Source organism: Amycolatopsis sp. NPDC005961, from assembly GCF_040629235.1.
GTDB lineage: Bacteria > Actinomycetota > Actinomycetes > Mycobacteriales > Pseudonocardiaceae > Amycolatopsis > Amycolatopsis camponoti.
In genome coordinates, this window is sequence record NZ_JBEXVF010000036.1 from 1 (window position 1) to 12730 (window position 12730).

Here is a 12730-nt window from a genome sequence, read left to right on the forward strand (position 1 = left end):
CGGCGTAGTCGTGGGGACGGCGGGCTCTACTGGGATGAGTCGCGCCAGCGCTGGACCGCAGAGGTCACCGTTGGTTTTCGGCCGAACGGTAAGCGTCGAGGGTTTCGCGGTCCCACGTCTCGATGTGCATGCGGATCCGGCGGGCCACCAGGCGACGCCGGTGCTGTCGCGAGGGTCGCCATCAGCCCTGGTTCTTCCAGAAGTCGGCGCCCTTCGCGGCCAGCTGGTCCACGAACTGCTGGGGGCTGATCGACCCCTTCAGCAGCGCGGTGTCGGCCGGGTCGAAGACGTCGGTCTGCCACTTGCCGCCCGCGATGCCGTCGATCCCGTCGTACTGCAGGACGTGTTCCTTCTTCGGGTCGTCCATCGCGGCCTTGACCTGCTGGAGGTCGTCCGGCACGGCGAGGTCGGCGCGCGGCACCAGGTTGTCGGCCACCGCCGGGATGCCGGAAAGGATGTCCTTGTTCAGGAAGTACGCGATGAACGCCTTCGCCGCCTCGGCGTGCTGGGCCTTCTTGGTCACCGCGAAGCCGATCGACATCTGCTCGACCGTGTCGTGCGTCGCGCCGGCCGGCATCGGGAACTGGAACGAGCCGTACTTGATCTTCGTCCCGGTGCCCTGCTTGTCCAGGTACTCGCGCGTCTCGCTCGGCGCCCAGGTGCCGACGTAGAGGTAACGCGAGTCGCCGTCGGCCCAGCGCTGCTGGACCTGCGGGAACTTCGCCGCGTCCCAGCCGTCGATGAAGTACTTCGGCAGCTTCGCGGTTTCGTCGGCGGCCTTGAGGAATCCGGGATCGGACTTCCACAGCTGCCCGGTCTTGTCGGACGCGGCCTTGTTCAGCCCGCCCGCGCCGACGTACCGCTCGGCGAGCTGGGTGAAGAAGTACATGTTGTAGAACGGGATGTCGCCGTCCTGGCTGATCGCGGCCTTGCCGTCGGCCTTCGCCTTGTCGAACAGCGCGACGAGGTCGTCCATCGTCCGGGGCTGCTGGACCGCACCCGAGGTGTCCTTGTTGAACCACCAGGCACTCGACTGCACGGTGTAGGGGACCATGAAGTTGTGGCCCTCGCGGTCCTTGTTCTGCGGGAAGTCGTACGAGCTGGGCGAAAGCACGTCCTTCACCGTCTTGTCGCCTTCGCCGACCTTCATCGCGAAGACGTCGTCGACGCTCTGCGTGCCGCCCGGGGTCATGATGGCCGCGCCGACCTTGCTGACGTCCTGGTCGAACAGATCCGGCACGGCGTCGGTGTTCAGCGCCGGCACCAGGTTCTGCGTGTAGGCCTTGCGCCCCAGCCACTGGACGTTCACCTTGACGCCGGTCTTCTCCTGGAAGCACTTGAACGCCTTCTGGAGGACCTTGCCCTGCGGCTCGTCGGCGGTCCACATGGCCCAGTAGGTGAACTCCTTGTCCGTGGCCGGTTTGACGGCGGCCTCCGGGCACGGCGCGCCGAGGTACTGGTCGACCCCGGGCAGCGCGTTCTCCCCGGTTCCACCGCTCGTGTCCGCGCCCCCACCGCAGCCCGCCAGGAGGAGTGAGGCCCCCACCGCACACGCCATGACTTTGCTTCGTCGCATCCGCCACCACCTGGTCGAGGTCGAATATCGCGCAAGTTCTGCGCATTAGTGCGCAGTTTTATGGGCTTTCATGCATCTGTCAACACAAGTAGCTGCAACAACCGCCGCACTTCGGTCGTCACGGCGTCGCGCCCGGCCCCCAGGTACTTCCGCGGGTCGACGTGCTCCGGGTGGGCGCGCCAGTCACCCGCGGCGGCCGCGGTGAACACCTTGTTCAGCTGGGTCGCGATGTTGACCTTCGTCATCCCCGCCCGCACGGCTTCGGCGAGCCCGTCGTCGGGCACCCCGGACGAGCCGTGCAGCACCAGCGGCACCGGAACCCGCTCGCGCAGCCGGGCGATCAGGTCGAAGTCCAAAGTGGCGTCCCGGGTCAGCATCGCGTGCGAACTGCCGACGGCCACCGCGAGCGCGTCGATACCGGTGGCCGCGGCGAACTCCGCGGCCTCGCCGGGATCGGTGCGGGCCCCCGGCGCGTGCACGCCGTCCTTCCCGCCGATCTCGCCGAGCTCGGCCTCCACCCAGACGCCGTGGTCGTGGCAGAACGCCGCGACCTCGCGGGTCTCGCGCACGTTGTCCGCGTAGTCCAGCTTGGACGCGTCGAACATGACCGAGCCGAACCCGAGCGCGACGGCTTCGCGCACCAGCTCACGGGACTCGGCGTGGTCGAGGTGCACGGCGACACGGGCTTCGGCCGCGCGGGCCGCGGCCAGCGCGGCGCCGCCGATCGGCGCCAACGCGCCGTGGTAGCGCACGGCGTTCTGGCTGAGCTGCACGATCACCGGCGCGTCGGCCAGGGCCGCACCCTCGACGATCGCCGTGATGTGTTCCAGCTGGATCGCGTTGAAGGCACCGCAGCCCCGCCGGGCCGACACGGCCTCCGCGACGATCTCCCCGGTGGTGACCAGCGGCATCAGGACTCCCCTTCCGGCCGGACGCGCACCGCGGCCAGCTCCCGGTGGTAGTGCGCGAGGTCGACGTCGCCGGCGAGCGGCCCGAGCACGGCCGCGCCGGACAGCGCGACGGCCCGGCGCAGGATCTCCGGCCACGGCTCGCGGCGGCAGAGCCCGAGCGCGAGCGCCGCCACCACGGCGTCGCCCGCGCCGGTGCTGTTGCCGGTGAGCACTTTCGACGGCGTGGCGTGCCAGGTGCCCGCGGCCGTGACCGCGAGCAGGCCGTCGGCGCCGAGCGACACGACGACCGCGCCGGCTCCGGCCTTCCGCAGCTCGGCGGCCGCGGCGATGGGGTCGTCAAGGCCGGTGACCTCGCGAAGCTCTTCGAGGTTGGGCTTGACGACGGCCGGCCGCCCGGCCAGCCCGGGCAGCAGCGCGGCGCCGGAAGTGTCCAAAACGGACGTCCGGCCGGCGAGCAGGCGCGCGTAACCGTCCAGTGGCGCGCCCGGCGGCAGGCTGCCTGAGCAGACCAGCACCTCGGGTTCGCGGCGCCGGACCCGCTCGGCCAGCAACGCCCATTCGGCCGCGCTCAGCTCGGGTCCCGGCTCGTTGAGGAGGGTGACCGAACCGTCCACCGCGGACAGCACGGTGGTGGTCCGGCGCGTCTCGCCGTCGATCGGCACCAGGTCGGCGGGCAGCCCGGCCGCGCCCAGGTCGGCCGCGAACTCGGCCCCGGTGGCACCGCCCGCCGTGACGACGGCGCGGACGTCGGCGCCGAGCGCGTGCAGCACACGGGCGACGTTCACGCCCTTGCCGCCCGCTCGGCGCCGGACGTCACGCGCCCGGTGCACGGCGTCCGGCACCAGGCTGTCCACGGTGTAGGTGACGTCGAGCGCGGCGTTCGGCGTCACGGTGACGATCATGCGAGGACGACGGATCGCGTGAGACCGCGCGGGTGGTCCGGGTCCAGGCCCTTCCGCCGCGCGATCGCCCCGGCCACGAGCTGGGCGCGCACCAGGTCGGCGAGCGGGTCGAGGCCGCTTTCGACGAAGGTGCCGCCCGCGCGGCGGACGTCGTCGGCGAGACCGTCCGGCGCGCGGCCGAACATCCAGGTCACGCGGCCCGGCTCGCTGATGCTGATCGGGCCGTGGCGGTAGTCCCACGCCGGGTAGGACTCCGTCCACAGCAGGCACGCCTCGCGGAACTTGAGCGCGGCTTCGTTCGCGATCCCGACCGACCAGCCCGTGCCGAGGAAGCTGAACTGCCCGGCGCCGGTGAGCTCGCGAGGCAGCGGCTCGGCCAGCACCCGCTCGGCCTGCGCGATGACATCGGTCAGGTCTTCGCCGAGGTGCGCGCGCAGCATCGCGAGGGCGGTGGTGGCGAACCGGGTCTGCACGACCGAGCGTTCGTCCACCGCGGACAGGTCGACGACGGCGTCGGCGGCACCGGCGATCGCGGCCGGCACGCCGGTGATCGCCGTGGTCTTCGTCCGGCCGCGCAGCCGCGCGAGCAGGGTGTGCACCTCGGTGGTGGTGCCCGAGCGGCTCAGGGCCAGCACGTGGTCGTAGGCGCGGCCGGCCGGGAACTCGGACGCGGCGAAGGCGTCGGTCTCGCCGAGCCCGGCGGTTTCGCGCAGCACGGCGTAGGCCTGGCCGACGAACCACGAGGTGCCGCAGCCGACGATCGCCACCCGGGACCCCGGTGCGGGCAGCCGCCCGGTGTTCGCGGCGGCGAACGCGCCGGCCTCGCGCCAGCAGCCGGGCTGGCTGGCGACCTCCGCCGCCATGAAGGTCCCGCTCATGAGCTCCCCATCCGTGCCGGTTGTGCGCAACAGCTGTCACGGTAGGTGCAGTTTTGTGCATCGTCAATCGTCGTATCGAGCATATCTTTGCATCAGCTACGCACGAGCGTGCAGCTGCGAGCAGGGCGTGCCGGCTGTCAGTGGGCACGAAAAAGGCCACCCTCGACGAGGGTGGCCTGCGAGAAAGCGGGTCGGCGTGACCCGATCAGGGCGGCGAAGCCCGCTCGAAAGCGGCGGGGGCTACCGCGGCTTGCGCCGCCAGAGGCCGGTGACCACGGCCAGCGCGCGGGACCGCGGCGTCCGGGCGACGACCGGCTCGGGACCGACCCGCCGGCGCATCCGGTAGGCGAGCTCGAGCACCTCCAGGTCCTCGGGCCGGCGTCTGCCGTGGACGTCCGGCCGGAGCATCAGCTCCCCCACCGTGACGGGCTTGCCACTGGCACGGTGCGCCGTGCGCGCCATCGGGAACCTCCGCTGAATTGGGTCTGCCGGACCTGATGGCTGGTGATTCTATGAATCTGATTCGGGTTCGTCACCTTACTGGCCAGTTGTGTCCGGTGTGGTCATCGAACCGGTCAGCCGGCGCGTTAGCCTCGGCGCATGATCACACTCGGGGGCCTCACCGCGGAAGACCGTCCGGCCTGGGAAAACCTGTTCGCCGGCTACAACACGTTCTACGGCAGGACACTCGCGCCCGAGCTGATGGACCGCGCGTGGCGCGAGTTCGCCAGTGGCGAGCGGATGCACGCACTCGGCGCGCGGCTCGACGGCGAGCTCGTCGGCATCGTGCACTTCTTCACGCACGTCAGCACGACCTCCGCCGACGTCTGCTACCTGCAGGACCTGTTCACCGACACCCAGGCCCGCGGGCGCGGCGTCGGCCGGGTGCTGATCGAAGCCGTCGCCGAGTGGGCGCGCGAGCGGGGGTGCGTCCGCGTCTACTGGCACACGCAGACGTCGAACACCACCGCCCGCCGTCTCTACGACCAGATCGCGCTCGACAAGGGCTTCATGCAGTACCAGATCCCGCTCGACGCCTGACGTCACCGGCGGTGGCGGCCACCGCCGCAGTCGTGGTGGTGCTGCTGCTGGTGGTGACCCCGTGACCAGGCCGGAACGTCCGGGATCGTGTGCCGCACCGGGGCCGCGTGCTTCGGCAGCTGCTTCGGCTTGGCTTTCTCGACGACCTTGACCGCTTTCGCGAGTTTTCCGCGATGGGCGGCCGCGGTTCCGGAATTCGAATCCTGCACCACGGCGACCGGCACGATTCCGCCTGCTTCGACCACGGGCGCCACGAATTCCGGAGCGGGCTTCGCGGGCGGCACCACGACTTCGCCGGGGAGCGGCACCAGCGGGACGGCCACGGGCTCCAGGCCGGCCGGACCCGTGCTCCGCTGCGCCGGCATCGACACCGCCGCGGCGACTCCACCGGTCAGCGCGAGCGCACCGGCGACGACGGAGAACACCCGCAGCCGGGCGAGCGAACGCCGGGCCCGCGGTTTCTCGTGGTGGTGCGCGGGCGCATGAGGACGAGCGTCCACCGCGGACCGGACCAGCAGCTCGGCCACGGTGACCGCCTCACTGCGCGGAGCCCTGCGTGCCATCCACACCCCCCACCTGGGCCGACCGGGCGCGGGCACTGCGTCCGGTCGGCCGATCATAGGAATGGTCCGCGTTCCTGTAAAGGCTTGTTCACCCAGCGTTTTCAGCCGAGCCGGCCGCCCCCGTCCACGTGCAGCACGGTGCCCGTGATGAACGGATTCGCCAGCGCCTGCAGGGTCGCGGCCGCGAGGTCGGCGGTACGGCCGATCCGGCGCGCCGGAGTCGTTTCCGCGGTCCGGCGGAAGAAGTCGTCCTTCCCGGCGCCGAGGCGGTCCCACGCGCCGGAGTCGACGATGCCCGGCGAGATCGCGGTGACGCGGATCGGCGCGAGGTCGACCGCGAGCGCCTGCGCGAGGAACGCGACCGCGCCGTTCGTCGTGGCCATGACCGTGCGCCCGGGAGACGGCCGCCACGCCGCGACCCCGGAGAACAGGGCGATGGCGCCGCCGTCGCGGAACCGCGGGGCGAAGTGCTTGACCAGCATCAGCGGCCCGATCACCTTGGCGTCGAACGCCCGGGTGACCGCGTCCCGCTCGAGTTCCGCGACCGGCCCGTTCGCCGGCGCCCCGGCGAGCGTGACCAGGTAGTCGAGTTCACCGGTTCCGTCCGCAAGCGCTTTCAGCGACGATTCGTCCCCGAGGTCCGCGAATGCGGTGCGAATACCGGGAACGTCGATCCGCGCCGGATTCCGCCCGGCCGCGATGACCTCGGCGCCGGCCGCGTGCGCGTCCGCCGCGATCCGGCGCGCGATCCCCGATCCCCCGCCCACGACGACCAGCCGCTTTCCTTCGAACGACATTTCCGTGCTCCTTTCGTCTCGCACACCGGAGTCAGCGCGGAACACGGCTGGAACCATCCCTTCGCGATCCGAATGTTTTCGATGGCTGCGATAGATTCAGCGAATGCCTACGCTGCGCGCGCTCGAGTGCCTGGTCGCGGTGCTGGACGCCGGGTCGATCACCGAAGCGGCCGTGCGGCTGCACCTCTCGCAGCCCGCGCTGTCGCACCAGATCGGCGCGCTCGAACGGGAACTGGGCACGCCGGTGCTCGAACGGCTCCCGCGCGGGGTGCGGCCGACCGCCACCGGGCGGGCGGTCCTGGCCGACGCGCGGGCCGCACTGGCCGCCGCCGAACGCGTGACCCGGATCGGCCGCGCGGTGGCCGGCGGTGGCGAGGGCACGCTGCGGATCGCGTGCGCGGAGACGATGACCGCCGGGCTGCTCGCGCCCGTGCTGCGGCACTGGCACCGGCACCGCCCGGGCGTGCTGATCACGCTGACCGAGACGACGAGCGCGGACGCGCTGGTGGCGGCCCTGGACGCGGGCGAAGCGGACGTCGCGGTCGGGCCGCGGCCGAGCCGTTGGACCGGGCCGGCCGAACTGGTGGGACGCGAAGAGATCGTCGTCGCGCTGGCCGCCGACCACCCGCTCGCCACCCGGCCGGCGGTACCGATGACCGACCTGGCCGAGCTGCCGGTGGTGCACTACCACCCGGACAACGGCCTCGGAGCGTGGCTCGACGAGCAAGCCGCTCAGCGCGCGACGGTGCTCGGCGCGGTGATGCGGACGAAACAGGCGACGACGGCAGCGCAGCTCGCGGCGGCCGGCCTGGGCGTGGCGCTGGTCCCGACGACGGCGCTGACCCGCACGTTCGCCGGGGCGCTGCGGCGGCTGAAGCCCGCTCTGCACCGCGACGTCGTCACGTTCACCTCGACGCCGTCGGATTCGCTCGTCCGGCGGTTTTCTTCGGACGTGACGCACCGCGGGATCGCCGTACCCGGTGTCCTGCTGGACAAACTCTCCTCAGCAACCCGTTAAGTCCACGTGAATGTGACAGATTCCCTACTAAGGTTTTGTGCCATCAGGACGAACTTCTCTTCGGAGCCCCGATTTCGCTGTGCCATTCGCCAAAGTTCGCTTCCATCGGATAGCTTGCTCCTACCGGTCAGTACCGGTGGGTGGGGCCGATCGGTGAGGCGATCAGCGAAGATCGAGGGAAGCGGGGACGCACCATGCCGAAGCACCGGCCACGTCGCAAGGCCACGCGCGGGGTCCGCCGCACCGCGGCCGCGCTCGCCGGCGGCGCGCTCGTCGTGCTGCCCACGCTGACCACCGGCCTGCCCGCGCCGGTCGTCATCGCCGGTGCCGGCGAGGCGCTGCCCGACCAGGCCGCCCCGCTGCAGCCCCCGAACATCGTCATGCCGCCCATCGCCGTCGACGGCAGCCTCCCGCAGCCGCCGCTGCCCACGCCGCTCGTCGTGCCCGGCGGGCACGCCGGCTCGGCGGGCATCTCCGGGCCGCTCGGCATCCCGGGGAGCATGCTGAAGGCGTACAAGAACGCCGCCGAGATCCTGGCCAAGGAGCAGCCGAACTGCCACCTCGACTGGGCGCTGATCGCGAGCATCGGCCGGATCGAGTCGAACCACGCGCGCGGCGGGTACGTCAACGCCAACGGTGACACCCTCGAGCCCATCCTCGGCCCGGTGCTCAACGGCGCGGGCGCGTTCGCCGCGATCCCCGACACCGACGGCGGCAAGTACGACGGCGACGCCGTCTGGGACCGCGCGGTCGGCCCGACGCAGTTCATCCCGGCCACGTGGAAGGGCTACGCCTCCGACGGCAACGGCGACGGCGTCTCGAACCCGAACAACATCTACGACGAAGCCCTGGCCACCGGGCGCTACCTGTGCTCCGGCGGGCTCGACCTCTCGACCGACGCGGGCCAGCGCATCGCGGTCCGCCGCTACAACAACTCGCAGTCCTATGTGGACACCGTGATGGCGTGGGCCTCGGCCTACCGCGGCGGCGTCGCCCAGCTGCCCGACAGCCAGGTGCCGATCGGCGCGCCCGACGCCCCGGACGCCGCCGCGGCGGGCGGCCCGGTCGGCGCGCCCGCCCCGCCCGCACCGCCGGTGGCCGCCCAGCCGCCGGGCTCCCTGCCGGGCACGTCGACGCCGCCGACCAGCACGTCGCCGTCGTCGTCGCCGTCGTCGTCCACGCCGGCCACGACGCCGGGCACCCCCAGCACGGACCCGGCGACCACCCCGCCGCCGTCGTCGTCCACCACGCCGCCGCCCGAGACCACGAGCACGACCCCGCCGCCGGTCACGACGTCGACCACCGCGGCCGACTCGGCGAGCACGCCCACCGAAACCACCACGACCAGCCCGACGGGATGAGCCCCGTGGAGCCGTTCCTGGTGCACATCCGCTGCGACACCGACGGCTACACCCATGCCGTCACCGAGGAAGAGTTCGCCGAGGGCCGCCGCGACGGGCGGTTCCGCGCGGTGTGCGGCCACGTGGTGCTGGCGGCGCCGATGATCGAGGCACCCGGCCGGTTCGACCCCGTGTGCCGCGACGTCCTGCGCGGAAACGGCGCACCGGAGCCTTCGGTGCCCCGGCAGGAACGCCGCCGGTCGAGGTGGCGCACCCGCCGCTAGCCGACCAGGGCCTGGATGCCGTCGAGCATGCGGTTCAGGCCGAACTCGTAGGCCGTGTCGCCCTGGGCCTTCGCGCTCTGGTCGAAGCCGCCGCCCAGCCAGATGCGGTTCATCGCCGGGTGCGCGTCGACCACGAAGTAGTTCTCCCAGAACGACGACCGCTGGTGCCACCAGGCCTCGGTCGACTGGCCGGTGCTGCGCTCGAGGCGGGTGTTCTCCGCGCCGAGGGCCGCGTTCGCGTCGACGTACGTGCCGATCCCGTTGGCGGCCGCCACGGCCTCGCGCGGCGGCAGGCCCAGCTCGTCCATGATGGACAGCAGGTACTCCTGGCCGGCCAGCTGACCGGGCCCGAGCGGCGGCCGGACCCGCGAAACCTCGCACAGCCACGGGTGGGTGCGGTACGCCTCGCGCGTCCGCTCGGCGTAGAGCGCCACCTGCTCGCGCCAGTCCGCCGGGCGCGGCTCGCCCGGACCGGGCAGGCGCCGCTCGACGAGCACGTCGTCGACCATCAGGTCGACCAGCTCGGCCTTGCCGGGCACGTACGTGTAGAGCGTCATCGTGCCGGCGCCGAGCTCCTTGGCGACGCGGTGCATCGACGCGGCGGTCAGCCCGTCGGCGTCCGCGACCGCGATCGCGGCGGCGACGATCCGCTCGATCGTCAGCGTCGGGCGACGGCCCCGGGTCGGCTCGGCGGCGGCGCCGCGAGCGCGCCAGAGCAACGCCAGCGTCCGGTCGACTTCGTCGGCGCCAGTGCGTTCGGCGGTCATGCGCTCCCCTCGCTCCCCCGCCGGAGATCTTACCCGGGCCGGCCGTCCGACCTGGCATTCTGGAGGCATGACCGGACGCAAACCGCCCAAGGTCTCCTTCCGCTGGTGGGTCGACCGGCAGATCGGCGAAGCCCGCGAGCGCGGCGAGTTCGACGGCCTGCCCGGCGCCGGCAAGCCGCTGCCGAAGCCCACCGGCAACGACGCCGCGACCGACTGGGTGCTGCGCGAGATCCGCAAGGGCGGCCACGACACGAAGGCGTTGCTGCCGCCGGCGCTCGCCCTCAAGCGCGAAGTCCAGGACCTGCCGGAACGGCTCGCCGCCGAGCGGGCCGAACGGCAGGTGCGGGAGGTCGTCGAGGACCTCAACGAGCGGATCCGCCAGGCCTACCTCAACCACCACACCGGCCCGCCGCTCACGGTGGCGCCGGTGGACGTCGAAGAAGCCGTCGAGAACTGGCGACGCTCACGAGCCGCGTCGTAGCAGTGCCCGTTCGGCCGCGGTCCACGCCGTCGTGGTGAGCAGGTAGATCCCGGCGGCCTGCGGGATGACCAGCGTCGCGAGCACCGTGCCGTAGGGCAGGAAGCGCAGGAGCCTGCCGCCCGGGACGTCCGCCGTGGCGCCGCGGCTCTGCAGGCGGACCGAAAACCACGCGACGAGCGCCAGCCCGGCCGCGATCACGAACACCAGCGGGCTGCCGGCCAGGCCGTGCGCGCCCAGCGGCGTCCCGAACAGCGTCGCGCCGAGCAGCGAGTTGGGTTCGCCGCCGACCGTGGGTGTCGTGAAGAGCCGGTACATGACCATGAAGAACGGCAGCTGCAGCAGCATCGGCAGGCAGCCGGCGAACAGCGAGGCCCCGGACTCCCGCTGCAGCTTCGTCATCTCCGCGGCCAGCCGCTCGCGGTCCTGGCCGTGCTTGGCCCGCAGGGCCTGGATTTCCGGCATCAGTACGGCCCGGGCGCGCTCGCCGCGGACCGCCGACCGGGCGAGCGGGTGCAGCAGCAGCCGCACGGCGAGAGTGAACAGGACGATGGCCGGCGCCGGGGACAGCGGGCCGGTGAACGCGTGGATCAGGTGGTACGCGCCTTCGACGGGCACGTCGAGAAAGCCGAACATGGGCAGCACTCCGCATGAGTGGAAGGGATGGGGGTACGCGGAATGGCTGCGCTGAAGGGGTTCCTACGCAGCCGTGCTGCGGGAACCGGGTGCTCGTGGCCTGCTGCTGCCGGGTCGGCCGGGGTCGCGCAGGCGGATCGACTCGGCGCGCCGGGCCCGGCGGCGCAGTGCGGCGACGCGGCTGCGCACCGGCACCGACCACAGGGCGACCTCGCGGCCGTGCGTGCTGCCGACCAGCAGCACGATCAGGAGGCTCGCCGCGGCGAGCGAGGCGAAGGCGACCAGCGCCGTCGGGCTGCTCACGACGGGGAACGCCAGCTCCAGCAACGTGTTCACGGCGGCCGTCCCCCTTCCTCCGCTCCCCAGGGTAGCGAAAACGCTAACAGCCCGACGGGCTGTAATCTGGTTCGATGAGAGGGCAACTCGTCGTCGTGCCGATCCTGGCCATGCTCCTGCTGTTCGGCGTGCCGTGGTGGACGCTCGTTCTCGCGCCGGAGTGGGGCACGGCGGGCACGATCGCCGGCACCGCGGTGCTCGCGCTGGGCCTGGTCACGATGCCGGTCGCCATGTTCCGCGGCCACTCTAAGCGCCAAAGCGACGCCTCCGCGCGCCTGGGCGACTCGCTGCTGGCCGTGATCTGGGTGCTGTTCAGCTGGTGCATCCTCAGCCTCGTGCTGCGGGTGGCGCTGCTCGGCGTCGACGACCCGCTGCGGTCGCGGATCGTCGCGGGCGCGACCGTGCTGGTGGCGGCCACGCTGCTCGTGCACGGCAACCGCGTCGCCATGCGGGTGCCGCCGGTGAAGGCGACCGACGTCGTCATCCCGCGGCTCGGCCCGGGCCTCGACGGCCTGCGCGTCGCCGTGCTGACCGACACCCACTTCGGGCCGATCGACCGGACCAGGTGGTCGGAGAAGGTCGTCGCGGCGGTCAACGCCCTCGACGCGGACGTCGTCTGCCACGCCGGCGACCTCGCCGACGGCGCGGTGGCGAAGCGCCGCAAGCAGGTCGACCCGCTCGGCGGCGTCCAGGCCGCGCTCGGCCGGTTCTACATCACCGGCAACCACGAGTACTTCGGCGAGGCCCAGGCGTGGCTCGACCACATGGAAGGGCTGGGCTGGGACACGCTGCACAACCGCTCGACGCTCCTGGAGCGCGGCGGCGACCGCATCCTGTTCGCCGGCATCGACGACCCGACGGGCGCGTCGTCCGGCCTGCCCGGCCACGGCCCCGACCTGGCCCTCGCGCTGGACGGCCGCCCCGCCGACGTGCCGGTGGTCCTGCTGGCGCACCAGCCGAAGCAGGTGCGCCAGGCCCGCGAGGCCGACGTCGACCTGCAGATCTCCGGGCACACGCACGGCGGCCAGATCTGGCCGTTCCACCTGCTGGTGCGGCTCGACCAGCCGACGCTGTCGGGCCTGACCCGGCACGGCCCGACCCAGCTGTACAACAGCCGGGGCACCGGCTTCTGGGGACCGCCGTTCCGCGTCTTCGCGCCCAGCGAGATCACGCTCCTCACCCTGCGCTCCGCCTGACCCCGGC

16 protein-coding genes are annotated in these 12730 nt (G+C 72.4%); 6 read left to right on the forward strand and 10 right to left on the reverse strand.

The features are described 5' to 3' along the window. Nucleotides 1–181: 181 nt before the first annotated feature. From ABZ342_RS28155 to ABZ342_RS28175, 5 genes are all read right to left on the reverse strand, one after another. Nucleotides 182–1546 (reverse strand): ABC transporter substrate-binding protein, encoded by a 1365-nt coding sequence (locus ABZ342_RS28155; RefSeq protein ID WP_360478938.1) that lies wholly within the window; start codon nucleotides 1544–1546, stop codon nucleotides 182–184. A gap of 98 nt (nucleotides 1547–1644) precedes the next feature. Beyond that, nucleotides 1645–2487: a class II fructose-bisphosphate aldolase gene (locus tag ABZ342_RS28160; RefSeq protein WP_360478940.1), complete on the reverse strand. Its 843-nt coding sequence runs from the start codon at nucleotides 2485–2487 to the stop codon at nucleotides 1645–1647. Beyond that, nucleotides 2487–3389, reverse strand: a complete 903-nt coding sequence (locus ABZ342_RS28165; protein ID WP_360478943.1) for a 1-phosphofructokinase family hexose kinase — start codon at nucleotides 3387–3389, stop codon at nucleotides 2487–2489. The genes ABZ342_RS28160 and ABZ342_RS28165 overlap by 1 nt, the downstream gene beginning before the upstream one ends. After that, nucleotides 3386–4267 carry a sugar isomerase gene (locus ABZ342_RS28170; RefSeq protein ID WP_360478946.1) on the reverse strand — a complete coding sequence of 294 codons (882 nt, stop codon included), beginning with the start codon at nucleotides 4265–4267 and terminating at the stop codon, nucleotides 3386–3388. The genes ABZ342_RS28165 and ABZ342_RS28170 overlap by 4 nt, the downstream gene beginning before the upstream one ends. 240 nt (nucleotides 4268–4507) lie before the next feature. Beyond that, complete coding sequence (locus ABZ342_RS28175; protein ID WP_155541377.1) at nucleotides 4508–4729, reverse strand: hypothetical protein; 222 nt, start codon at nucleotides 4727–4729, stop codon at nucleotides 4508–4510. 138 nt (nucleotides 4730–4867) lie between these two features. Between ABZ342_RS28175 and ABZ342_RS28180 the strand changes: the two genes are divergently transcribed. Next, the gene (locus tag ABZ342_RS28180) at nucleotides 4868–5308 is read left to right on the forward strand and encodes a GNAT family N-acetyltransferase (protein WP_360478950.1); all 441 of its coding nucleotides are present in this window, start codon (nucleotides 4868–4870) and stop codon (nucleotides 5306–5308) included. 2 nt (nucleotides 5309–5310) lie between these two features. Here ABZ342_RS28180 and ABZ342_RS28185 read toward each other — a convergent pair whose 3' ends face one another. After that, a complete protein-coding gene (locus ABZ342_RS28185; RefSeq protein WP_360478953.1) occupies nucleotides 5311–5871 on the reverse strand; it encodes a hypothetical protein in 561 nt (186 codons plus the stop codon). Between the two features lie 101 nt (nucleotides 5872–5972). Beyond that, nucleotides 5973–6668 carry an SDR family oxidoreductase gene (locus ABZ342_RS28190; RefSeq protein WP_360478956.1) on the reverse strand — a complete coding sequence of 232 codons (696 nt, stop codon included), beginning with the start codon at nucleotides 6666–6668 and terminating at the stop codon, nucleotides 5973–5975. A 103-nt stretch (nucleotides 6669–6771) separates the two neighbouring features. On the opposite strand from ABZ342_RS28190, the gene ABZ342_RS28195 reads away from it, so the two are divergent. From ABZ342_RS28195 to ABZ342_RS28205, 3 genes are all read left to right on the forward strand, one after another. After that, a complete protein-coding gene (locus tag ABZ342_RS28195; protein ID WP_360478959.1) occupies nucleotides 6772–7686 on the forward strand; it encodes a LysR family transcriptional regulator in 915 nt (304 codons plus the stop codon). A gap of 194 nt (nucleotides 7687–7880) precedes the next feature. Further along, nucleotides 7881–9047, forward strand: a complete 1167-nt coding sequence (locus ABZ342_RS28200; protein ID WP_360478962.1) for a hypothetical protein — start codon at nucleotides 7881–7883, stop codon at nucleotides 9045–9047. Then, on the forward strand, nucleotides 9044–9310 hold the full coding sequence (locus ABZ342_RS28205; RefSeq protein WP_360478965.1) for a hypothetical protein: 267 nt from the start codon (nucleotides 9044–9046) through the stop codon (nucleotides 9308–9310). Before ABZ342_RS28200 ends, ABZ342_RS28205 begins: the two co-directional genes overlap by 4 nt. Here the strand turns inward: ABZ342_RS28205 and ABZ342_RS28210 are convergent. Next, a complete protein-coding gene (locus ABZ342_RS28210) occupies nucleotides 9307–10077 on the reverse strand; it encodes a TetR/AcrR family transcriptional regulator (protein ID WP_360478968.1) in 771 nt (256 codons plus the stop codon). The genes ABZ342_RS28205 and ABZ342_RS28210 overlap by 4 nt on opposite strands. Before the next feature lie 67 nt (nucleotides 10078–10144). Between ABZ342_RS28210 and ABZ342_RS28215 the strand changes: the two genes are divergently transcribed. After that, a complete protein-coding gene (locus ABZ342_RS28215; RefSeq protein WP_360478971.1) occupies nucleotides 10145–10558 on the forward strand; it encodes a DUF1992 domain-containing protein in 414 nt (137 codons plus the stop codon). Here the strand turns inward: ABZ342_RS28215 and ABZ342_RS28220 are convergent. After that, complete coding sequence (locus ABZ342_RS28220) at nucleotides 10541–11191, reverse strand: YidC/Oxa1 family membrane protein insertase (RefSeq protein ID WP_360478974.1); 651 nt, start codon at nucleotides 11189–11191, stop codon at nucleotides 10541–10543. The two genes, ABZ342_RS28215 and ABZ342_RS28220, sit on opposite strands and share 18 nt — an antisense overlap. A gap of 63 nt (nucleotides 11192–11254) precedes the next feature. Beyond that, on the reverse strand, nucleotides 11255–11527 hold the full coding sequence (locus ABZ342_RS28225; protein WP_155541368.1) for a hypothetical protein: 273 nt from the start codon (nucleotides 11525–11527) through the stop codon (nucleotides 11255–11257). A 74-nt stretch (nucleotides 11528–11601) separates the two neighbouring features. Between ABZ342_RS28225 and ABZ342_RS28230 the strand changes: the two genes are divergently transcribed. Beyond that, nucleotides 11602–12723, forward strand: a complete 1122-nt coding sequence (locus ABZ342_RS28230; protein WP_230862340.1) for a metallophosphoesterase — start codon at nucleotides 11602–11604, stop codon at nucleotides 12721–12723. The last annotated feature ends 7 nt before the right edge of the window (nucleotides 12724–12730 follow it).